The organism is Rhodanobacter sp. Root480 (assembly GCF_001426645.1).
Classification (GTDB): Bacteria; Pseudomonadota; Gammaproteobacteria; order Xanthomonadales; family Rhodanobacteraceae; genus Rhodanobacter; species Rhodanobacter ginsenosidimutans.
This window is the reverse complement of the sequence record NZ_LMEX01000001.1, coordinates 565241-586921: the sequence shown is the minus strand read 5'-3', so window position 1 is coordinate 586921 and position 21681 is coordinate 565241. Positions and strand designations below refer to the sequence as shown.

24 protein-coding genes are annotated in these 21681 nt (G+C 62.9%); 3 read left to right on the top strand and 21 right to left on the bottom strand.

Features of this window, described 5'->3' with window-relative positions:
• Positions 1 to 34: 34 nt before the first annotated feature.
• Positions 35 to 1015: an aldo/keto reductase gene (locus ASD22_RS02880; protein ID WP_056078663.1), complete on the bottom strand. Its 981-nt coding sequence runs from the start codon at positions 1013 to 1015 to the stop codon at positions 35 to 37.
• A gap of 394 nt (positions 1016 to 1409) precedes the next feature.
• Here ASD22_RS02880 and ASD22_RS02875 point away from each other — a divergent pair, with 394 nt between their 5' ends.
• Positions 1410 to 2447, top strand: a complete 1038-nt coding sequence (locus tag ASD22_RS02875) for a glycosyltransferase family 2 protein (protein WP_056078659.1) — start codon at positions 1410 to 1412, stop codon at positions 2445 to 2447.
• A 17-nt stretch (positions 2448 to 2464) separates the two neighbouring features.
• Here ASD22_RS02875 and ASD22_RS02870 read toward each other — a convergent pair whose 3' ends face one another.
• Positions 2465 to 3499 carry a Gfo/Idh/MocA family oxidoreductase gene (locus ASD22_RS02870; protein WP_056078657.1) on the bottom strand — a complete coding sequence of 345 codons (1035 nt, stop codon included), beginning with the start codon at positions 3497 to 3499 and terminating at the stop codon, positions 2465 to 2467.
• A 168-nt stretch (positions 3500 to 3667) separates the two neighbouring features.
• On the opposite strand from ASD22_RS02870, the gene msrA reads away from it, so the two are divergent.
• A complete protein-coding gene (gene msrA, locus ASD22_RS02865; protein ID WP_056078654.1) occupies positions 3668 to 4378 on the top strand; it encodes a peptide-methionine (S)-S-oxide reductase MsrA in 711 nt (236 codons plus the stop codon).
• A 146-nt stretch (positions 4379 to 4524) separates the two neighbouring features.
• On the opposite strand, the gene ASD22_RS02860 is transcribed toward msrA, so the two are convergent.
• Together ASD22_RS02860 and ASD22_RS16275 are read right to left on the bottom strand one after the other, a co-directional pair.
• Positions 4525 to 4911, bottom strand: coding sequence for a carboxypeptidase-like regulatory domain-containing protein (locus tag ASD22_RS02860; protein WP_056078650.1), 387 nt, complete (start codon positions 4909 to 4911; stop codon positions 4525 to 4527).
• Between the two features lie 10 nt (positions 4912 to 4921).
• The gene (locus tag ASD22_RS16275) at positions 4922 to 5479 is read right to left on the bottom strand and encodes a hypothetical protein (RefSeq protein ID WP_235577485.1); all 558 of its coding nucleotides are present in this window, start codon (positions 5477 to 5479) and stop codon (positions 4922 to 4924) included.
• On the opposite strand from ASD22_RS16275, the gene ASD22_RS16985 reads away from it, so the two are divergent.
• On the top strand, positions 5378 to 5722 hold the full coding sequence (locus ASD22_RS16985) for an Lrp/AsnC ligand binding domain-containing protein (RefSeq protein WP_235577484.1): 345 nt from the start codon (positions 5378 to 5380) through the stop codon (positions 5720 to 5722). The two genes, ASD22_RS16275 and ASD22_RS16985, sit on opposite strands and share 102 nt — an antisense overlap.
• Before the next feature lie 68 nt (positions 5723 to 5790).
• Here the strand turns inward: ASD22_RS16985 and ASD22_RS02850 are convergent, their stop codons facing one another.
• The 17 genes from ASD22_RS02850 to ASD22_RS02775 all read right to left on the bottom strand — a co-directional run bounded on the left by ASD22_RS02850 (position 5791) and on the right by ASD22_RS02775 (position 21677).
• Positions 5791 to 7137 carry an MFS transporter gene (locus ASD22_RS02850; protein WP_056078644.1) on the bottom strand — a complete coding sequence of 449 codons (1347 nt, stop codon included), beginning with the start codon at positions 7135 to 7137 and terminating at the stop codon, positions 5791 to 5793.
• Between the two features lie 177 nt (positions 7138 to 7314).
• The gene (locus ASD22_RS02845; RefSeq protein WP_056078641.1) at positions 7315 to 7710 is read right to left on the bottom strand and encodes a GFA family protein; all 396 of its coding nucleotides are present in this window, start codon (positions 7708 to 7710) and stop codon (positions 7315 to 7317) included.
• A gap of 126 nt (positions 7711 to 7836) precedes the next feature.
• Positions 7837 to 8316: a GNAT family N-acetyltransferase gene (locus ASD22_RS02840; RefSeq protein WP_056078639.1), complete on the bottom strand. Its 480-nt coding sequence runs from the start codon at positions 8314 to 8316 to the stop codon at positions 7837 to 7839.
• Between the two features lie 503 nt (positions 8317 to 8819).
• Positions 8820 to 9770: a hypothetical protein gene (locus ASD22_RS16575; RefSeq protein WP_156458926.1), complete on the bottom strand. Its 951-nt coding sequence runs from the start codon at positions 9768 to 9770 to the stop codon at positions 8820 to 8822.
• 692 nt (positions 9771 to 10462) lie between these two features.
• Entirely contained in the window at positions 10463 to 10900 is a 438-nt protein-coding gene (locus tag ASD22_RS02830) for a hypothetical protein (RefSeq protein ID WP_156458924.1), read from the bottom strand.
• Between the two features lie 27 nt (positions 10901 to 10927).
• Entirely contained in the window at positions 10928 to 11572 is a 645-nt protein-coding gene (locus ASD22_RS16565) for a hypothetical protein (protein WP_156458923.1), read from the bottom strand.
• A 101-nt stretch (positions 11573 to 11673) separates the two neighbouring features.
• Positions 11674 to 12423 carry a hypothetical protein gene (locus tag ASD22_RS02825; RefSeq protein WP_056078629.1) on the bottom strand — a complete coding sequence of 250 codons (750 nt, stop codon included), beginning with the start codon at positions 12421 to 12423 and terminating at the stop codon, positions 11674 to 11676.
• Between the two features lie 91 nt (positions 12424 to 12514).
• Positions 12515 to 13717 carry an enoyl-ACP reductase FabV gene (fabV, locus tag ASD22_RS02820; RefSeq protein ID WP_056078626.1) on the bottom strand — a complete coding sequence of 401 codons (1203 nt, stop codon included), beginning with the start codon at positions 13715 to 13717 and terminating at the stop codon, positions 12515 to 12517.
• A gap of 200 nt (positions 13718 to 13917) precedes the next feature.
• Complete coding sequence (locus tag ASD22_RS02815) at positions 13918 to 14661, bottom strand: copper homeostasis protein CutC (protein ID WP_056078621.1); 744 nt, start codon at positions 14659 to 14661, stop codon at positions 13918 to 13920.
• Positions 14658 to 15695: a N(4)-(beta-N-acetylglucosaminyl)-L-asparaginase gene (locus tag ASD22_RS02810; protein ID WP_056078618.1), complete on the bottom strand. Its 1038-nt coding sequence runs from the start codon at positions 15693 to 15695 to the stop codon at positions 14658 to 14660. The genes ASD22_RS02815 and ASD22_RS02810 overlap by 4 nt, the downstream gene beginning before the upstream one ends.
• A gap of 159 nt (positions 15696 to 15854) precedes the next feature.
• On the bottom strand, positions 15855 to 16064 hold the full coding sequence (locus ASD22_RS02805; protein ID WP_056078616.1) for a cold-shock protein: 210 nt from the start codon (positions 16062 to 16064) through the stop codon (positions 15855 to 15857).
• Between the two features lie 322 nt (positions 16065 to 16386).
• Positions 16387 to 17148 carry an S-methyl-5'-thioinosine phosphorylase gene (locus ASD22_RS02800; protein WP_056078613.1) on the bottom strand — a complete coding sequence of 254 codons (762 nt, stop codon included), beginning with the start codon at positions 17146 to 17148 and terminating at the stop codon, positions 16387 to 16389.
• A 184-nt stretch (positions 17149 to 17332) separates the two neighbouring features.
• The gene (locus tag ASD22_RS02795; protein WP_056078610.1) at positions 17333 to 17887 is read right to left on the bottom strand and encodes a hypoxanthine-guanine phosphoribosyltransferase; all 555 of its coding nucleotides are present in this window, start codon (positions 17885 to 17887) and stop codon (positions 17333 to 17335) included.
• A gap of 50 nt (positions 17888 to 17937) precedes the next feature.
• The gene (gene nagZ, locus ASD22_RS02790; protein ID WP_056078607.1) at positions 17938 to 18963 is read right to left on the bottom strand and encodes a beta-N-acetylhexosaminidase; all 1026 of its coding nucleotides are present in this window, start codon (positions 18961 to 18963) and stop codon (positions 17938 to 17940) included.
• Entirely contained in the window at positions 18957 to 19478 is a 522-nt protein-coding gene (locus ASD22_RS02785; protein WP_056078605.1) for a CYTH domain-containing protein, read from the bottom strand. The genes nagZ and ASD22_RS02785 overlap by 7 nt, the downstream gene beginning before the upstream one ends.
• Before the next feature lie 192 nt (positions 19479 to 19670).
• Positions 19671 to 21008: a 23S rRNA (uracil(1939)-C(5))-methyltransferase RlmD gene (gene rlmD / locus ASD22_RS02780; protein WP_056078602.1), complete on the bottom strand. Its 1338-nt coding sequence runs from the start codon at positions 21006 to 21008 to the stop codon at positions 19671 to 19673.
• 66 nt (positions 21009 to 21074) lie between these two features.
• Positions 21075 to 21677: a YdbL family protein gene (locus ASD22_RS02775; protein ID WP_056078599.1), complete on the bottom strand. Its 603-nt coding sequence runs from the start codon at positions 21675 to 21677 to the stop codon at positions 21075 to 21077.
• Positions 21678 to 21681: the final 4 nt, after the last annotated feature.

Below are 21681 nucleotides of genomic sequence, written 5' to 3'. Positions count from 1 at the left end.
GATGCGCATTCAAGCCGACGGCACCGGCTTCCGATCAATAAGCGCCGCGAATATGCTGCGCCACCTCGTTCCGGTAGAACGCGGCCAGGTCGTCATGCAAGGTCTGCGGCAGTGACGGCAACGCGCTGACCTTGGCGTTTTCGCGCACCTGCTCGGCGCGGCTGGCGCCGGGGATGATCGTGGTGACGGCGGGATGGTCAAGTATCCAGCGCATGGCCATTTGCGCCGTGGTGTACCCCTCGGGCGTCTTCGCCGTGATCGCATCGGCAAGCTGGACGCCTTTCTCGAACGGGATACCCGCAAAGGTTTCGCCCACGCTGAACGCCTGGCCATCCTTGTTGTAGTTGCGGTGATCCGTGCTGGCAAAGCGGGTGTTGCTGTTGTACTTGCCGCTCAGCATGCCGCTGGCCAGCGGAAGCCGCACGATGATGCCGATGTTCTTTTCCTGCGCCTTGGGCAACAGCTCGTCCAGCAACTTCTGCCGGAACACGTTGAAGATGACCTGCAGCGAGCTGACGTCGTCGTGCTGCGCGCAGACCAGGCCCTCTTCCACCGTCTCGACGCTGGCACCGAAGAACTTGATCAGCTTTTCCTGCTGCACGGTACGCAGCCAGTCGAAAATCTCGCCACGCTGCAACAACGCCAGCGGCACGCAATGCAGTTGCAGCAAGTCGACGCTGTCGCAGCGCAACCGATCCTGCGCGGTCCTGATCCGGTCGCGCAGGCTGGAAAGCGAATAACCGTTCGGATACGTATCCGCGGCGCGGCCGTATTTGGTGGCGATGAATGGGCGCGGCTTGCTCGCCGCCAGCCGCTCACCCAGAAAACGCTCGCTCGCCCCATCGCCGTACACATCGGCGGTGTCGAAGAAATTGATACCTGTTTCCTGCGCAGCGTCGATGATCCCGTCGACAGTGGCTTCGTTGATGGGGCCGAAATCGCCACCAAACTGCCAGCAGCCAAGGCCGACTTCACTGACGGCAAAGCCGGTGTTTCCCAGTATCCGGGTTTTCATTTACGTCTCTCTCCTTTCCTGAAAAAAAGTCGCGAACGGCATTCTCGCCGATTCGTTGCATCTCGTGCCTGCCGCGGTCACGGACGGTCCGTGGACCGGGTCGCATCCATTTGTGGTGATCCACCAGACCTTCTCACAGCGGCCGCCATATGTCGTTCGGCCACGTCGTTCTAGAGCTTAAGTCTGCGCGAACAAACACATTTTGCGATGTACGATCCGACGACGGCCGTACCTGAAGCTTCACATGACGGAGAGAAAAATCGGCGGATGCCGCTCTCCGGTCTCCGGGTGCGACCAAGCGTAAACGGGCGCTGCTCACGAACCTTCGCGTTCTACAGGTCGCCGGCGCGTGCCAATCGGCAGTGACGCGTCGCATTCCAACCAGGTACCTACGATGACGACGCACATGACGTCCGAGCCCACCGCCGTCGAGAGCGCAGAGGCGCCATCATGCTGGTTGAGCGTCATCATCCCGACCCACAACCGCCGCGAACTCACGCTGCGCGCCGTCAACTCGATACTCGAACAGCATCACCCACGCCGCATCGAGATCATCGTGGTCGACGATGGGTCCACCGATGGCCTGGCTGATGCCATCCATCAACGCTATGCCGCCAACGACAGCGTTCGCGTCATCACCACTGCGCGCGAATACACCAACGCCGCGCGCAACACCGGCTTCAGGGCTTCGTGCGGTGAGCTCGTCTGCTTTCTGGACTCTGACGATCTGTGGTTGGCGCACACGCTGACGGTGGTCGAACAGATCTTTGCGGAACACCCGGAGCTGGCCTTTCTCAGCGTCGAGGGCAGCACCCTGCCTTCACCGACTCATCCCCTGATCTCACGTGTGGTGTCGGAAGACGCGCCCGGCTGGTCGCATGCCGGCTTCCACAGCGCCCCGCTCGTCCACCGGTCATTGACCCTGGATGGCCCGCAACGCCACGCCACCCTGCTCTACGGCGATTACTTCCCGGCGATCATCCGCGGCGATCTGTTTTTGCTGAGCGGCCTGATTATTCGCCGCGACGCCATCGTGCGCGCCGGGCCGTTCACCGAGCACTTCCGGTTCTACAACGACTGGGAATTCTTCGCCCGGATGTGCCTGCAAGGTGTCGGCGGCTACATCGACTATGACGGCTTCCGGCGAGATGCCGGGCGAGGGGACCAGATATCGAGGGCACGCCCCGCCACCGCCATGCCGCGACGTCACGTGTACATTCTGCGAACGCTGGCGCGACGCTTTCCCGCGCGTTTGGCCGCCTATGCGAATCTGCACAAAGACGCTCTCAACGACGCGCAATACTGGATGGCCCGGTGCCTGCTGCACACGCACCACCGCCGTTTTGCCAAACGCCTCCTGATGCATTGCGTGCGCCAGCGTTACAAGGTGGCGCGCAGCCTGGCGCTGCTGGCCGTGGCCGACTTCATCTAGCCCCGCCAAGGCTTCTTTCACTCACCCTCGTAACGCATCCCGACCGCCTGGCGCCACGTATCAAGGGCGGCGATATTGCCGAGCGTGTCGTCCCACGTCATCGCCGGGACTTCGGTGGCACCGCTCGCCACAGCCTGGGCGACCGCGTCGGCTTCGTAGGTGTAGAGACCATGGGCAAGGTGGTCGATGGCGATTTTTTCCGGCGTGGTGTTGCCCCGCTTATGCAGCCAGATCACCTCGTCGCGGCCATCCCGCCCGGGCAGAAACGGGGTGGGTACATCGATCCAGCCGTCGGTGCCGTAGATCTGTGCGGACTGGTCGTCGAGGATCGTGGTGCCGCAGGAAAGTTCGGCCAGCACGCCGCCGGGAAAGCTCGCCACGGCGGAAGCAAACTCATCGGTTTGCGCGACGGAGTGAATCCGACCCACCCCATGGAGGGCCGTCGGGTTGGCGAAAGTCCGCCCGCTGGCCTGGCCGGCGATGAGTCGTGCGAACGACATCGGATAACAGCCGACATCGAGAATCGCACCACCACCGAGGCCCTTGTTGAACAGGCGATGGCCCGGATCGAAGTCGGCGGCAAAATTGAACGACGCGCGGATCACCCGCACTTCACCCACGTGCCCTGACCGCACCAGCTCCACGATTTTCAGCGTTTGCGGATGGAACCGGTACATGAAGGCTTCCATCAGCAACACGCCGTGTTCGCGCGCGGCCGCGATCATGCGCTGGGCATCGGTCAGGTTCAGCGCCAGCGGTTTTTCGCAGAGCACATGCTTGCCTGCGCGCGCGGCCTCGATCGCCCACTCGGCATGCCAGGGATGCAGCGTGCCAATGTAGACGGCCTGCACCTCGGGGTCGGCCAGCAGCGCTGCATAGCTGCCGTGGGCGCGGACACCATCGAACTCATTGGCAAAGGCCGCGGCATCGGCTTCATGCCGCGAAGCCACGGCCACGAGGCGATTGTTGCGGGAGGATTGAAGATCGGTGGCGAATTTCCGGGCGATGTGCCCGGCGGACAGGATGCCCCATTGCAGTGGTGTCGTGGTCATGTGCAAACAGGAAACGAAGGAATCCGCAGCCTATCCCGCCGCGCAGCCAATAGCCAAGGCGAGGCGTTCCGGACGAGGCTCCCCCGAAGCACGCGTAACCACCGCCACCGCCGCGACGAATGACAGGTAACGGAGCTGCCGCCTGACTCCCCGCCAGCGAGGTTCACCATGATTCGTCGCACTGCTTTTCGACTGGCTCCTTTTGCCGCCGCCGTAATGCTTGCCCTCAGCGCGTGCCAGGGCGCTTCCGCCACCATCACCGCCACCCGCCGACCGGCTCCCACGGTCGACGCCAGCAAGACCACCGCGCCCGGTGAGGCGACCGCGGTCATCGCCGGTGGTTGTTTCTGGGGCGTATCTTCGGTGTTCGAGCACGTCAAGGGCGTGCGCCAGGTCACCGCAGGCTACGCCGGCGGCAGCGCCGACACGGCCCGTTACAACATCGTCAGTGGAGGCGGCACCGGCCACGCCGAATCGGTGCAGGTGAAATACGACCCCAGCCAGATCACCTACGGCCAGCTGCTGCAGGTGTTCTTCTCGGTGGCCTTCGACCCCACCGAATTGAATCGGCAAGGCCCGGACAGCGGCACGCAATACCGTTCGGTCATTTTCTACAACAGCCCCGAACAGAAGAAGATCGCTACCGACTACATCGCGCAGCTGACCGCGGCCAAGTCGTATGCCGCGCCCATCGTCACCCAGGTGGTGCCGCTGAAGCACTTCTATCGCGCCGAGGCCTATCACCAGCATTACGCCGAACGGCACCCGGACAATCTGTACATCATGTACAACGATGCGCCGATGGTCCGGCACCTGAAAAAGCTGTTCCCCGATGTCTATCAGGCGCCGCAGGCGATGGTGGAAGTGCAGCTGCACTGAGCTGCGCGGCAAACCCGCGCGCATGCTCGCGCGCGAGGTCGCTCGATTTTCCACGGCGCCCACCCCAACAGTCCATGCCAGCGAAAAGAGGCCCGGCGGCTCCCGGGCCTCTCCTCTTCACCAGGCGCACCTTGGTACGCCAGGACTCACTTCGTGGCGACAGGCTCGTCGCACTTGATCTCGCCGCACTTGAAATCCACTTCGATGCCGCGGCCCACCGTCACCGGTACGTTGAGATGCTTGGCCACAGGCTGATCATCCTGCTTCAGCGTGACCGTGTACCTGCCGGGCTGCAGTTGAGCCGCGGAGTAGCGGCCGTCCGCATCCGCCTTTACCGTGCGGCCGATGCCCGTCGTATCGCTGTGCACCGTGATGCTGTAGCCCGCTGGCGCCTTGCCGAACACTTTGCCTGCCGTGGCCTGTGCGCTGGCCGTCGAGATACCGGCCACGGCGCACGCACCAACCACACCGGCCAAAGCCAGACCACGGGCGATGCGATGCAAGGCAGAACGGAACGAAAGAATGTTGTTCATGGATCATGTCCTAGGTTTGTGGGGGAGAAAAAAGCACGGGCACACCAGGGGTTTGGCCACGGCTGTGAAACGGGACGGACGAGGCCGACCCTCGCCGGCGTATAGCCGGTATTACGCGCGATCGACCGCCTACATCAGCAGCATGCTGCCGAGGGTCATCGTGCAAATCAGGACGCAGGCGCCGAACAGGCTCTGCAACAGCATGGTTTCGCGATTGAGGTTCATGGCGGCTCTCCATCGAATGAGGAATGAAGCTTTCAGGCTCGATATGGCAAACGTCGTGCCAACGCCAATACGCCTTGAAAACCACGCTGCCACGCTGTTTTCGCCCATCGCCGAAAATGAATAGCCGTCCGCGGACACTTCCCCTGCGGACATCGGACACAACGCCCGCCAGGCGCGCAGCGATGCCAGCGTCGCCATGCCTGTTGCCAGGGCCGTCTGCCCTGGTTCGAAAGCGCGCACTGTGTTCGGATGGAATACATTTCGCGCCGTTGCCCAGGTCTTCCAGGTATTCGCAGACCACGCTGGAGTCGAACAATGGCGGCGCGTCGTCGTCGATCAACACCGGCACTTTGCCAGTGGATTGAGCGCGAACATTCATCGTTTCGGGTGGGCTGCTGTCGTTCCTCGCCGCACCGGCGATGACGACCATGTGCTGGTCATGACTGCGCGGGACGTGGACGATTACGACGCGCTGATGCGACGCCTCGTCGCCGCCAACGCCAACGTAAAACGCCTCCGCACGCGCGTGGCGCTGCACGTGCTCAAGCGCGGCCTGGCTGTGCCGGTAGACGCGCTGCCCGCCTGAGGCACGCGCCGGCGCAGCAGACTGGTCGATTGGTTTCACCGCCCAGCGCTACGTTCACTGGTTCGCGCCTACGCCAATGGCGCTGCTTCGGCCACTGCCATCGGCGCTTTCCGCAAGCGCTTTACCGGCGCCGTCTCCGGCATCTGCGTGATGGCCAGCAAACCCACTGCCACCGCGCCGATCATGTACCAGGCCGGCGCCAGCGCGCTGCCGGTCAGCTGCGTGAGCCATGCCACCACGAACTGGGTGGAACCACCGAACACCGAGATCGCCACCGCATAGATCATCCCCAACCCGCCGGAGCGCACGTGAGCCGGCAACGATTCGGTCACCGCCACCAGCACGGTGCCGGTGGACAGCGTCGAGGCGATCGTCAGCACCGCCGTAATGCCGAACAACGCGATGCTGGAACGCTCGCGCCCCAGCAACCAGAACGCGGGAAAGATCGCCAGCAGCAACACCACCCACGGCACCACCATCACCGGCTTGCGGCCGATGCGGTCGGACAGCCAGCCACTGAGCGGATCGCACACCAGCCCGCACAAACCCACCATCACCGTGGCACCCAGCGCCAGGCGCTCGGGCATGCCCAGCGTGACGTTGGCATAGGTGGTCATGTAGTCGAGCACGTAATTGGTGGTGGTCGCGGCCGCCAGCATCGCCAAGCCCAGCAGGGCCACGCGCCGGTAGCCGGGCATTCGCGGGCCGGATGATGGTGCCGCAGTCGCGGCCCGAGTAGCGGCAACATCCAGCGTCTCCACCAGGCTGCGCCGCATGAACCAGCCAAACGGCACGATCACCGCGCCCAGCCCCAGCGCCACGCGCCAGCCCCACGCGTCCAGCGCCGCCGGACTGAGCCAGTGCGCCAGCAGCACGCCCACCAGCCCCGCCACCAGCACCGCCGCATCCGCGCTCATCGCCTGCATCGAGATATAGAAGCCGCGCCGCATCAGCGGCGCCGCTTCCATCAGGAACGCCGTACTCGGACCCACCTCCCCGCCCAGCGCAAAGCCCTGCAGCAACCGGAACCCCACCACCAGCACCGGCGCCCACAGGCCGATGGCCTCATACGAAGGCGTCAGCGGCAAGCCGATCACCGCGATGCCGATCAGCCCGAACGACAGCAACATCGCCGGCTTGCGCCCGCGCCGATCACCCATCCGCCCGATCACCCACGCGCCCAGCGGACGGGTCAGAAAGCCCGCACCAAACGTCGCCAGCGAAGCCAGCAGGCTGATCCCGGGTCGATCCGAGGGGAAAAACGTACGCCCGATCTGCGCGGCGAAAAAGGCGTAGGTGATGAAGTCGTAGAACTCCAGCGCATTGCCCAGCGCCACCGCGACCACATGCCGCCGGGGCAACACGCGCACAGCAGGCGGATCGAGGCCTGCGGCCTCCGCAACATGATCGGTCATCGAATTGCCCCCGGCAGCCCACGCTGCGACTGGCGCAGCATCGGGCATGGGTGGCATTCAAGGCAATCGCGAATGCGCCATTCAACTCCGCGCTGGCCGCTTCGTCGATGGATGACGAGCTTCCTCGCCAGTCAGCAGAAAGTGCTCCGCCGCTGCTAGCTCACCGGTGGCCGCGCTTCAATCGAAGTGCTCCATCTCGTCCGGCAAACCCAGCCAGGAATGCTTCCGTTCCTCGTAAACCGACACCTGCGGCGGCGGAAAGCCCGGGTCCGCAAACGCACCAACCGCCACAGTGACAAAGCCCGGCACCCCGTCGCTCTCCCAGCACACGGTGGCGCCGCAGTCGCCGCAAAACCTGAAGCGCGCGACGGCGCCGCTGTCGCCAGCCTGGACGTATTCCCTGCTCTGCCCCTCGATCGTCACCGCATCCAGTGGAAACCGCGCCTGCATACCGAACACGCTGCCCGTGCGTTTCTGGCAGGCGAGGCAATGGCAGATGGATACGCGGACCGGTTCGCCGCGGGTGTGGATGATGAGGTTTCCGCAGCGGCAGGTGGCTTGGCGGTTGGTCATGGAAGATCCTCGTGGAATTGAGCAGCAACCAGGCCGCCGAACTTATCGTTGGCTCTGCCGCGGCATGATTGCTTCGGCAATTCCCGGCGATTCAATCGCCGAATGATCGGAAGTCCCTTGCGGCGCTCAGGCGGCAAGCTTGAGGGAGAAAAATCGGGTTCCCGGAAGATGCGCCGTGTTGTAGGGCGGAATCTCGACAAAGCCAAGGCGAAGATACAGCGCGTGAGCCGCCCCCATGCTGGCCAACGTATCCAGGCGAAGCTCCTTGTAGCCTGCGCCACTCGCTATGTTTACGACGGCCTCCACGAGCCGGCGACCGAGGCCGGAGCTCCGGAAGCCCGAGCGAACATAGAGGCGCTTCATCTCCGCCACTTCCTCCGTCAATGGTCGCATGGCCACGCAGCCGGCCACCTCCGCTTCCACCCGTGCAATGAGCAACGCGCCGCGCGGCGGTATGTAAGGGCTGGGCAAAGCGGCAAGCTCTTCGGAAAACCCCTGGTACTCAAGGTCCGTGCCGATTGCCTCGGCATACTCGCGAAACAGGCCCCGAGCCATCTCGACGAGGCCCGGCGTGTCGGCTTGTCTCACTACGATGTCAGGTGTCATGACCGTCTAGCTTTGGGGCCGCAGAGTAGTGGCGCCTGCGATCACTCGCATGGTCAGAGCGAAGCCGCCCCCCGCTACCGCGCCAAGAAGTGCTCCGCGTAACCACACCGGAAAATTCAGTTGCATAGCGGCAAGGTACACAAGCCAGTAGATAACAGGTGTCAGCAACGCGATCGGTATGCTCAAGAGTGCCCTGACCGTGGGCCGCGCGACAAGTTGAGTGCGACAGCCTGCGCACTGAAAACGCGAGGACCTGATACCCGTCCCGCTTGAGGATTGGACAACGTCTTTGCATCCGCAGACTGGACAAGAGCGTTTAGCAATACACATGGGAGTTCTTCGCATAAGCCTGGACGACTACGTGACTCGTTCGCTCGCTCCGCAACAATTCAAGCGATCGTAAGTGAACCTGACCCCGCTTTTGCTCGCTCCGCAATAATTCAAGCGCTCGTAAGTGAACCTGACCCCGTTTTTGGAACGAATTGTTGGACGGCGCTTTCGCATCAATCATTGCTGAATTGATAGTAGCCATGGTGTTCGGCGTACTTATCCATTGTCTCGTGATCGTTCGGATCAACGAGCTCATAGTAGTCGGTCGGCGAATACTCCGATCTATGGGTGAAGTGATCGCCAACGCCGGCCGCCACTAGCTCTTGATACCCATTTAGTTTCAATCCGCACGCATTGCAGGCGAACTTGGTGGGGATAACACTTTCCCGGACGATGACCATGCCATCCCGGTGCTCAAGTCTCTCTCCGCCATATGTCGTGCCTTGAACAGTCGCGGTGCACTGACATGACGGGCATGCGACACGGTGGTGGCCACGATGAGAGAGCTTTTCGCTTTCTTCGTTTGACTGTTCAGCGAGAAGCGTTTTCTCACTAACGTCTTTACCCTCGAACACCTTCGCATGTGCCGCAATGGAAGACCTCACGTGTGATACGACCCCGGCCTCTGCCTTGCCTAGGATTTCCTCGGCAACGGTAGCCTCATCTACTCCGAACAGAGATGTGAGGGACTCACGCTGATGTTCCGCAAGCACCTTGCAACAGCGAAAAAAGCTGCCGATCCACGACTGCAGTGGAAACGTAGCGAACGCAGCAGCACCCGTATGGAGCTCTTCGTTTCGTCGGTTCAGCAGAGCTGATGCCGCTTTGAACTCATCCTCAGTGAAAGCGGGAACTAACGTTCTACAATGCGAAAGCACCTGGATTGTTGGTATCGACTTCGGGGCGTTGCTTGCGCTAACCCCAAGGGCGTGCAGAAGGTTGCGCTGCTCTTTATCAGGATCGGCGAGTAGCGCAGGGCTCGTCTGCGCGACTGCCGCCCTAGCTAGAAGTTCTAGGCCAAGTGATGCCCACAGCCCAAACTCGGGGCTTTCCTTGTCCTGGGCAGTCGCACGCTGCATGAACAGTACGGCTTTAGACCAAAGTGCGGCGCGATCCCAACTCATCTATTCGTTCCCCGGTAGAAGCGATAAAGCAAGCGATTGTCATCAGTGCAGCTCTCTCGGCCGTGCATCACACGCCAATTGTCAATCACCAGCGCTGTGTTCCCACGCCAGCACAAACGGTGCGAACGCTCCCCTGCCTTCAGCGTCGCTTCCTCGAACTCTAGGGCGGCAGCATTGACCGCGCGCATGCAGCACGGATCGTAGAGTGCGTTGAACTCCGTCGTATCTCCCCAAGGATGCGAGTAAACGGCGCCTTTGATGGTACTCCTCAAGAAAACTGGATTGTTACGACGAGCGCTTGCAATTAAGTCGTTCGTGTCGTTTGCGGATAGCACTCGCGTAGCACTGTGGGACATTACGCTTGAGAATAGAACGATGAACCGAGCAGGCTCAGCCCAGAACGCCGTATCCGTGTGGAGTGGAAAAGCATTGCGTCCATGCCGTCGGCTAAACGAGTTCGATTGGGTTTCCTCTATCTCTTTCGGAACAAGTCTTTGAACGCGTTGCCCGTTCAAGGGCAATAGCGGGCCAAGGCTTTCAGTGGCGGACAACGCGTGCTCAAGGCAATGGACGTCATGGAATTGCGCGTAGCCACGAGCCGTAAGTTCTGAGATTAATTCCACGATGATGTCGCCTGCGCCGCCCAACGCTTGAGTTAAGCTGCGGCAAAGCCGTCCGCCTTGAACGATTTGTTAGGCCGCATTGATGCGGTACTTGGAGATAAGAGGTTCTAGCTCTCGCGTTACAAGACTTAAACACTCATCTACTTCTTGCTCAGTCTTTGACAAGTCCACAACGTGGGCCTCCACATCTAACGCCAAGAGGTCTCGGATGAGGTCGTGACGATATAGCAAAGCACCATGAGCAATATCATTTCGCTTGTCACGGAGCTTGTTAATCCTTGACTGTAGCTCAATATTGTCATTGAGCTTTGTGAAAACATTCATAAGCTTTTCCAAAGGGAAGCGTTGAATGTCTTTATACGCGTAGCCGAAATGAACTGAACCATCCAATGACTGCTTGATTACAGCATAAGCGGTTGAAATGTACAGCTTGAGCGCGAACTCTAAAAGCTGGAATGCCCCAAGAACCCGTAACAACTGCATTTCATGTTCTGAGTGGAATTGCATGAAGTTCCCTGCGGCCTAACGCTTGAGTTAAGCGGCGCGCGGCGTTTCGCGCGTTCGCTTGGACGATTGGTTAGGTGCTTCGCTTTTCGGAGCGCACATATCCCCTTTTACGCTCGTCGAAGCACCAGACGACCAAGTGATTTCCTTACCCACGTACGGTGCGAGGCTCTGTATAGAGTCGTAGATGGCTTGGAAACCGTCCACATTATCGACAACGTGACACTCATCGAACAGTGTAGTGGAAGATGACGACCCGCTTTTGAATTTGAGCGAATAGTGCCCAAAGTCATAAACAATATAGCCCTTCCTAAGGACGGTATGAATGCATTCCGGAGGCCATTTCGTGAGCGTTCTGGCGACCCGTTTCATCTCGGCTGGAGGAATAGTTACCGTTTTGGTGATTGGTTTTTTCTTGTGCTGCTCGACCGTCACTACGGCTTTGCCGTTACTGGACAATAAGAGATTAACCGTACCAGTTCCCAGCATGATTCCGCCACCAAAGCTGTACTCAAGACTCCAAAGTTGACCGGCAGCTATCGATGTTGCGGTACAAGCCGGATTCTTTTCCCCCTCAGCTTGCGTCACCTGCTTTGCACGCGCTCCTTCCGCACAAGTGATGCTGAGTAGAATGGCTAGGATCGAAGTCACGTAAAGCATGAGCTGCGATGTCATGGTCGATTCCAAAGTCTAGCTGCCTTTTCAGATACGCCGAGGTCAGAAGCACCTAACGCTTGAGTTAAGCGGCGGCGTAGCCGTCCGCCTTGAACGAACTGTTAGCCCTCAAGCCCGTACCGCACCACCCACTCTCCATATTGCGATATCTGATACAAGATGCCGCCCGAGTCTGGATCGCCAAGGTCTCCGCCATCGAAACCTGCTTGGTAAAGGAAGCCGATAGACGATAGATTCTGAGCCTGGATTTCCTTGCGTGGCATGTTCCCCGACGAGAAGCCCCTGAGCAGATATAGGTCGTCTGTGAAGCTTCGCTCGACCATTCTTGCGAGACGGAAAAAGTCGTCTTGGGAGAAAGCTCCTTTGGCGTAAGCAACCAAGAGACGGCCCAAAACGATTGGCTTGGAGAGGTCATCTGCTCGGTCTAAGAGCACAACTACAAGACCACCAAACTCTTCAGCTTGCTCTTCATCGTGGAACTTACTTTTGAAGTCCAACCGCTCCTGATCCGTCAAGCTAGCAGTCTCACTAAGAAACCTTACCAGCTTGCGCACAAGGAACGCCTGCCTGACGTCGCGTGCGGCTCTCATTGCTCCGGTTGCGAGCCCAACGACTGGGATGCCGTCTAGGGCGCCGGAGGATATTGCTGCGTCAACAGCAGTGTCCGCGAGGCTGACCATAAGCTCAGCTACAGACTCTGACGCTATCGAAGGAACGAGCTGATTCTTTGGGTAGGTCGCCATTTTCTTGTTGAGAGCTAACGCCAAGTGGATTTCAAACTGCAGTCTAAACCCGCAGTCTATCGCCCAGGCGACCCGCTTTCGCGGCGCAAACGCGAGCTTGAAAATCAAACACTGGTTTGGCCAACGCAGCCTAACCGTGCGATGTAACCCGCAGTCAAGGTGAGAGCGGCAAAAGCTCGCTCTCACCCGGCAAGGACCCTTACCCCTCCAAACAATCAAACCGCCGATCCGCCTCAACCTCGGCGTCGTAATCCACGTCGTCGCGATCAAACCCGAACAACTTCAAGAACTCGTGCTTGTACCCCGCGTAATCGGTGATCTCGCGCAGGTTCTCGGTGGTGACGGTGGGCCAGAGGGTTTTGCAGGCGTCCTGCACCTCGTCGCGCAGTTCCCAGTCGTCCAGGCGCAGGCGGCCTTCGTCGTCGACCGGGGCGGGGGCGCCGTCGGCGCGATAGAGGCGGTCGTGGAACAGGCGGTTGGCTTGTTCGATCGGGTTTTCGTGGATGCCCTGCTCTTTCATGATCTTGAAGGCGATGGACACGTATAGCGGGATCACCGGGATGGCGGCGCTGGCCTGGGTGACGACGGATTTCATCACGCCGACGTAGGCTTCGAGGCCGGGGTGGCGGCTGCGCAGTTGCTTGGCGGTGTTGTCGAGGTGCTGCTTGGCCTGGCCCAGGGTGCCGTGCCAGTACATCGGCCAGGTGATTTCGGTGCCGATGTAGCTGTATGCGATGGTCTTGGCGTGGTCGGCGAGTACGCCGGCCTTGCTCAGCGCGTCGATCCACAGCGCCCAGTCTTCGCCGCCCATCACGGTGACGGTGTCCTTGATTTCCTGCTCGGTGGCCGGCTCGACGGTGGCTTCGATCACCGTGTCCTTGTTGGTGTCAACCGAGGTGTTGTGGAACGGCTCGCCGATGGTCTTCAGCGCGGAGCGCACGACTTCGCCGGTGTCGGGCATCTTGCGCACGGGTGAGGCCAGCGAGTAGACGACCAGGTCGATCGGGCCGCCCATGTCGTTCTTGATGATCTCGATGGCCTTGGCGCGAGTTTCGTGGGCGAAGGCGTCGCCGTTGATCGACTTGCTGTACAGGCCGGCAGCCTTGGCGGCCTTGTCGAACGCAGCGGAGTTGTACCAGCCAGCCGTGCCGGTCTTGTCGTCGCTGCTGGGCTTTTCGAAGAACACGCCCAGCGTGGCGGCGCCGTAGCCGAACGCGGCAGTGATGCGCGAGGCCAGGCCGTAGCCGGTGGAGGCACCAATCACCAGCACGCGTTTCGGCCCCTTGCTCTTGTCGTGACCCGCAGCCTTGGTGATCTCGATCTGCTCGAGCACGTTGCGCTCGCAACCGACCGGGTGAGCGGTGACACAGATGAATCCGCGGACTTTGGGCTTGATGATCACGCGATGGCTCCAGCAGTTATTTGGCAATGGGCCATAGTAACCAAGCGGGGCATCCATGCGCTGCGGTAGGGATCGCTTTGGGCTGGTGCTGCGACGCGGCTGCGGATAGTGGAGCCTTGTTGCGAGGCGCCCTTCGACTTCGCCGCGGGGCGGCTACGCTCAGGGGGAACGGGGTTGGAAGTGCGAGACTTCCGCGCTGGCTAACGCGGTGTTGCCGAAGGATCCAATGCCCGTAGGGCTTCCACCAACGCACGCACCTGTTCGACGTCGCTGCGCAGTTCGCCACCTTCCATGTCGCCCAGCGCTGGCCGCTGGTGACGCATGCCGGAAGGCCGCTGCCGCTTGGCGGAGGCGTGGAATTCTCGGGCGCCAGTGACTTGCGCCAGCGCAGCAATGTTTGGCGCGGTGATGCCGGCACCGGGCATCACCGCGATGCGCCCCGCGGCCTGGCGCACCAGGTCGCGGATCAACGCCGCGCCGTCGGGCGCGCTGGCGCAGGTGCCGGAGGTGAGGATGCGTTCGCAACCCAGCGCCACGATAGCTTCCAATGCCTGCGCGGGATCGCGGCCAAGGTCGAAGGCGCGATGGAAGGTGACGCCGAGTGTCCCTGCGGTGGCGACCAGTGCGCGGCAGCGTGCGCTGTCCACCTGCGCGTCCGCATCGAGTACGCCCAGCACCACGCCGTCGCAGCCCAGCGACACGCAGCTTTCGATGTCGCGCTGCATCGTCTCGCACTCGAGATCGGTGTAGAGAAAATCACCCGCGCGCGGACGGATCAGCACGTACAGCGGGATGCGCAGGTGGTCGCGGGCCAGCGCGATCTGCGCGTGGGATGGCGTGAGGCCACCCAGCTCCAGCGCCGTGCAAAGCTCGACGCGGTTGGCCCCGCCCTGCTGTGCGGCAAGCGCGGAAGCGAGCGAGTTGGCGGCTATTTCCAGGATCATGAATAGCTGGTGCTGTAGACGCTTTGCGCGGGAACCAGCCCATCCTGCTTCCGCGCGTCGCAGACGGCGTAGGCGAAGCCGTGCTGGATCGCGTACGCGCCGGCTTCGCCGTCGCGGTTCATCGCCAGGAAGCCGACCTGCAGCGTTTTGGAAGCTTCGCGGCGCTTGCGGACGATGCGCATCACCGCCTCCTTGCACGCCTCCTGCGGCGAGCGGCCCTGGCGCATCAGCTCCACCACCAGGAAGCTGCCGGCGTTGCGGATGACCTCCTCGCCCACGCCGGTGGAGGTGGCCGCGCCCACGTCGCCGTCCACGTACAGGCCGGCGCCGATGATCGGGCTGTCGCCCACGCGGCCGCGCAGTTTCCAGGCCATGCCGCTGGTGGTGCAGGCACCGGCCATGCGGCCGTTGGCGTCGATCGCCAGCATGCCGATGGTGTCGTGGTTGTGCGCGCCGCCGGGAAGGCCCGTGCCGTAGTCGCGCACTTCGCTGTTGATCGAAGGCTGGTATTTCGCTGTCTTCAACCACTCGCGCCAGGCCTGCTCGGCTTCGGGCGTGAGCAGATCCTGTTTGCTGAAACCCTGCTCCAGCGCGAATTGCAATGCGCCCTCGCCCACCAGCAGCACGTGCGGCGTGCGTTCCATCACCCGCCGTGCCACCGAGATGGGATGTTCGATGTGCTCGAGCGCGGCCACGGCGCCGCAACTGCCGTCGGCGTCCATGATGCTGGCGTCGAGGGTGACGTGGCCATCGCGATCGGGATAACCGCCCTTGCCCACGCTGTGGTTCTTCAGGTCCGACTCCGGCACCTGCACGCCGGTCTCGACCGCGTCCAGCGCATTGCCGCCCTTGCCCAGGATTCCCCAGGCCGCCTGGTTGGCGACGATGCCGAAATCCCAGGTGGAAACAACCCGCGCCGCGGCGGCCTTCGTACTACGGCGGGCGGGAGCCGCGCCGAGCCGACCGCCCCATGCCAGCATCGACGCCGACGCACCAAGCAGGGAGGTTTTGAGGAAGTTTCTGCGGTTGGGCATGGCGCGGTCCCGTTTGTAGGCGAGCCTGAAGAGCGACCCCTTCCCGACCCTCCCCTGCGAGCAGGGGAGGGAGAAAAGCGGCGGCGGGCTCGCGCGGAAAGAAAAAACCCCGCACAGGATGCGGGGTTTCAATCTTGCTGCACAACCCTCGCCTGCCGATCAGGCGACGGCTGGCTCGACGGCTGATGCCTGGGCGCCCTTCGGGCCCTGGGTTACTTCGAACTGCACGCGCTGGCCTTCCTGCAGGCTGCGGAAGCCCTTGGAATTGATCGCTGAAAAATGGACGAATACGTCATCCCCACCGTCCTCGGGCGCGATGAAACCGAAACCCTTGGCGTCGTTGAACCACTTGACCGTACCGAAACTCATGCGTCGACCTCTGCAATTGGGGAGTGTGGGTGGTGGAAACTTTCGAGGCGAAAAAGTGGCAGTGTGAGGACAGATTTTCGCCGTTTCGCCGACCCATGGTGGTTCCATGGGTCAAGAACCGGCGGAAATATGGACCACGCTGCCGCTTTTGCAGCCCGGAAGATTTCTACCGCCCACGCTCCTGGGGCTGGATGCACCAGATCTGTGCGCTGAACCACCGTATCCTTCGGCTCCCCGCATTGGTGCGGGGAAAAGTATCAGCGGGTTCGAGGGCAAAGCGCAACCTGCCATTCGGCCGTCCGTATGGAGCGGGCGGATATCGTCAATCTTCCAGCAGCGTTGAGAGCAGCCCGGGCACCTCGGCCGTGGCCGCCGCGAGATGGGCGAAGATTTCCTCGATGCTGATCTCGTCCTCGTCGCCGCAACCGGCGGCATGGTTGGCCACCAGCGCCAGGCAGGCGTAGTCCAGCCCCAGCTCGCGCGCCAGCACGGCCTCTGGCATGCCCGTCATGCCGACCAAGTCGCAGCCGTCGCGCTTCATGCGGGCGATCTCGGCGCGGGTTTCCAGCCGCGGCCCCTGGGTGGCACCGTAGCAGCCGCCGTCGATCACCGGTACGCCGCGCTTGCGCGCTGCCTGCAGCAGCGACTGGCGCAGGGATTCGGTGTACGGCTCGCTGAAATCGATGTGCCTGACCTCGGCGCCCTCGACATCGCAATAGCTGGTGTCGCGGCCGTGCGTGTAATCGATGAGCTGGTCGGGCACCACGATCACCCGCGGCCCCATGTCGGCGCGGATGCCACCGACGGCGTTGACACCGATTACCCGCCGCGCGCCCAGGCTGTGCAAGACCCACACGTTGGCGCGGTAGTTGACCCGGTGCGGCGGCAGGTTATGTGACTCACCGTGGCGCGCCAGGAACGCCACCCGCCGGCCCACGAAATCGCCGACCACCACGTCGCCGGACGCGGCGCCGTACGGCGTTTCCACGGCATGGCGCGTGGCGTTTTCCAGCCCGGAAAACTGGTAGAGCCCGCTGCCGCCGATGACGGCCAGGTCGATGGATGCGTGGTCGGAATGAGACATGGTGTTGTCCGTGTGGAGATGGTGGTTTTGCTCCCTCCCCTGCTTGCAGGGGAGGGTTGGGGAGGGGTGGCTTTTGATGTTCAAGTCAAACGCAAAAGCGCTACCCCTCACTGCCTCCCCTGCGACCGAAGGAAGTCCCCTTGAGGGACAAGCAGGGGATGAGTTGTCTACCGGTGGCGACGGGTCAATCGTCCTTCAGTGCATAGATCGCCGGCAGGTTGCGGCCCTGTTCGTGGTAGTCCATGCCGTAGCCGAAGACGTAGCGGTCGGGCAGCACGACGCCGTTGAAATCCGACGCGATGCCGTCGACCAGGCGATCGTGATCCTTGGTGGACAGGCTGACGATCAGCGCCTTCTTTGCGCCGCGCTGGTAGCAGTCGTCGCGCACGGCTTTCAGGGTGTGACCTTCGTCGAGGATGTCGTCGACCAGCAGCACGATGCGATCACGCAATGACACCTGCGGCTCGCGCAACCACATCAGCTCGCTGCCGGCGGTGTCGCCGCGGTAGCGGGTGGCGTGCACGTAATCGAACTCGAGGTCGGTGCGGATCGCCAGCGCCAGCTGCCCGGCAAAAACCAGCGCGCCGTTCATCACGGTGAGGAACACCGGCCGCTCGCCATCCAGCGCCACGTCGATCTGGCGACCCATGTCGGCAATCACGCTCTCCAGCGTGGCCCGCTCATAGAGCAGTTCGGCGTTGGCCAGCGCGACGGCAAGGGAAGGTACGGAAGGGCTCATAAGTGTCTCCATGGGAATCGGGGATGGTCGGTGCGGCGCGGGTTTCGCTTCTACGATTCCCCATTCCCCATTCCCGGCTCGGTATGCAAAGCAGTGATGCGCGCAACGAAGCGATCGCGCTGCGGGTTGTCGGTCAGCCCGTCCCAACCAGCGGCGATGGCGCCACGCAGGCTGGCCAGTGATGCACGGCCTGTCTCCCTGCCCTGAACCGCGGCGATGGCCTCATCGACCACGTCGGGGAAACAGGCCAGCACCAGGTCGCAGCCCGCATCCAGATGGGCCTGCACGCGCCCGCCCACGGAACCAGCCGCGCCGGCGGCGGCCATGCTGATGTCGTCGCTGACGACAACGCCGGTAAAGCCCAGTTCGCCGCGCAGGATGCGCTCGATCCAGACGCGCGAGTAGCCCGCCGGGTTCGGGTCCACCGCGGGATAGGTCACGTGCGCCATCATCACCGCTTCCACCCGCGCCTCGATGCATTCGGCGAAGGGCAGCAGATCGTCGCTGAGAATCCGTTCGAGTGGTCGCGGGTCGATCGCCGCGGCCTTGTGGGTATCGGTGGCCACCGAACCGTGGCCGGGGAAATGCTTGATGACCGCGGCCATGCCGGCCAGGTGCATGCCGCGCACATAGGCCTGCGCCAGTTCGGCGGTGACCGCCGGCTCGGCATGGAACGCGCGCAGCCCGATCGCGGCATTGCCGCGAGCCAGATCCACCACGGGTGCAAAACTGAAATCGACGCCGCTGGCGCGCAGCTCGCTGGCCATGACCCAGGCGTGCTCCTCCGCCAGGCGCACCGCCTCGTGCGGATCGTGCGCGTAGCGCTCGCCGATCGCCGACAGCGGCGGAAGCCGGGTGAAGCCGTCGCGGAAGCGTTGTACCGGACCGCCCTCCTGATCCACCGCGATCAGCATGTCGTCGCCGCCGGCCTCGCGAATCGCGTCGCACAAGGCGGACAGCTGATCGCGCGACTGGTAGTTGCGCGAAAATAACAACACACCAGCCACGCCGGGCTCGCTCAGCCAGCGCTTCTCGTGCTCGGCCAGCTCCAGCGCGGCCACGCCGATCATCAGCATGCGGCATCCTCGGCGGCACGTTCCGCCGGCGACCATTGCCGGTACGGATGCGTGATCAGGTTGACGTTGTAGTAGCGCACCAAGGAGCTCACCTCGCGACCCAGCCACGGTGGCCGGGAAAATGGCGCATCGACCGCCGGCAGTTCCACCTCCGCGACCACCAGGCCGCGATTCTCGCCTTCGAATTCATCGACCTCGAACAGTACGCCATCGACCCGCACATGGTGGCGGGTTTTCTGCAGCACGCCGTCGCACAAGGTGGCCAGCAAGGCTCGGGCATCGCCTGCCGGTATCGCGTATTCGAACTCGGCCCGCGCGATGCCTGGCGTGGCGGCCTTGATGTTGAGCCACGCCTGCTCGCCGGCCAGCCGCGCACGGACAGAGGCCCGCGCGCTGCCATCGCGCAGCGCCTGCGCGCCCACCAGATAGCCCTGCGCCATCGGCTCGCTGTGCTCGACAGCGGCGCGCCAGTCATCCGTGGCTACGAGGAATTTGCGTTCGATCTCGATCGGCATTGGAGTTGGCGTGAGTGGAGATGGAGGGAAAACACTTGGCGTGCTTCGGTTGAGGTAATGGGCAACGCATCAACCCCACCGTTCACGCTGAGCGTAGCGACCGCAGGTCGCGAAGTCGAAGCGTTCCCCAGCATCCTTCGACTTCGGGCCTGCGGGCCTACGCTCAGGGCGAGCGGCCGGGGGTGATCAGCCTCAACGTTCGAACAAGGCGATCGATTCCACGTGGGCCGTGTGCGGGAACATGTCCATCACGCCCGCCGATGCCAGCGTGAATCCATGCTGGTTGACCAGGATGCCGGCGTCACGTGCCAGCGAGGCCGGGTGGCAGGAGACATACACCACGCGTCGCGTCTTGCGATGCGGCAGGTAGGCCAGCAGTTGGTCGGCACCGGCGCGTGGCGGATCGAGCAGCACCTTGTCCCACGGCGTGCGCGCCCAGTCGCTGGCGCGCTGGTCTTCAAACAAATTGGCGACGTGGAAGGTGGCGTTGTCGATGCCGTTGCGCGCGGCGTTCTGCGCTGCCCGCTGCACCAGGCCGTGCTCGCCTTCCACGCCTACCACCTCGGCCACGCGACGGGCGATCGGCAGGGTGAAGTTGCCCAGGCCGCAGAACAGGTCCAGCACGCGGTCGGTCGGCTGCGGATCGAGCAGCGCCATTGCGTGCGCCACCATGCGCTGGTTCATGTTGGCGTTGACCTGCACGAAATCCAGCGGCTCGAACTCCAGCTCCACATCGGCGAAGCGCGCGTCGTCGCTGGCGATGCGGAACGCCAGCCGCGGCTGCGCCGGCCACAGCGGATGCACGCTGGAGTTGTTGCCGGGCTGCAGATAGATGGCCAACCCATGCTGCTGTCCGAACGCGGTCAGCGCGGCCAGATCGCCCTCGCCCAGCGGCTGCAGGTGGCGGAACACCAGCGCCATGGTGTCGTCGCCGCCGGCGAATTCGATCTGCGCGATGGCATCGACCGCGTCCAGCCCGTTGATCAGTTCGGCCAGCAGGCCCACCTTGGGGCCAATCGCCGGATGCAGCACTTCGCACTGCTGGATGTCGGCCACGAAACGCGGATTCGCCTCCTCGCGAAAGCCCACCAGCACGCGCCCCTTCTTCAGCACGTGACGCACCGACAGGCGGCCCTTGCGCCTATACGACCACGGCTCACCGGTGAGCGGCGGCAGCCATTGCTGCGGTGCGACCTTGCCGATGCGTTCGAAGTTTTCCGCTAGCACGCGCTGCTTGGCCGCGATCTGCGCTTCGGCGTCCAGGTGCTGCAGCGAGCAGCCGCTGCACTCGGCGAAATGCCGGCAGCGCGGCTCGACCCGATGCGGCGAGGGGGTGATCACTTCGACCACTTCCGCTTCGTCGAAATGGCGGTGGCGCTTGCGCAGGCGCACCATCACCTGCTCGCCCAGCAAGGCACCGCTGACGAACAACGCCTTGCCGTCCACGCGGGCGACGCCGCGGCCGTCGTGGCTCAGGTCGGTGATGGTGGCTTCGAAGGGAGTGGCAGGAACGGAGTTGGATCGGGACATGAAAACGCATCGGGCCGCAGCGGTAGGCCGCCGATTATCTCAGATCGGCGGCACCGACCGCGGCGGCTATTTCTGCTGCCAGGCGCCGGCGGCGTTCTGGTAGTACCAGCCCGCATGCGCGTGCTTGACCCAGCCCTTGGCGAAGGTGGTGCGGATCTGGTCTTGCCATTCCGGATGGCCATTGGCCTGGGCAATCTCGCGGTACAACTCGTTGCGATCGCGGTTTTCGTCAGCCACCGTGGCGTTCGCCTGCGCACGCTGGCTCAGCGGGACCTTGGCGGCATCGCGTAGTGCGACCAGGCCGTCGTTGGTAAAGCCCACGGCGCCGCTGTCGAGCAGGCCGCCCAACGCACCCTGCACGCGTGCGCGCATGCGGCCACGGATGGCCTCGGTGGTGGCGTTCTGGATCTGCAGGTTGGGCGCATCGGCGGCGTAAGCCGCGGGAATCAGCAAGTCCAGCAGCATCGCCGACGGCTGCGGGCCGTTGCCGGGGGGAGGGGTTTCCTTCTTCGGTTCGGCAGGCGCCTTTCCGGTGCCGTCGAGCACGTTGCCGATGAACTGGTCCGCCGCTTTCTGCGCCGCCGCTTCGGGGAAATACACGTTGATGGTGACGCAACCGACCAGCGCCACGGTCACGGTGGTCAGGATCAGATATACGAGCTTGCGCATGCGG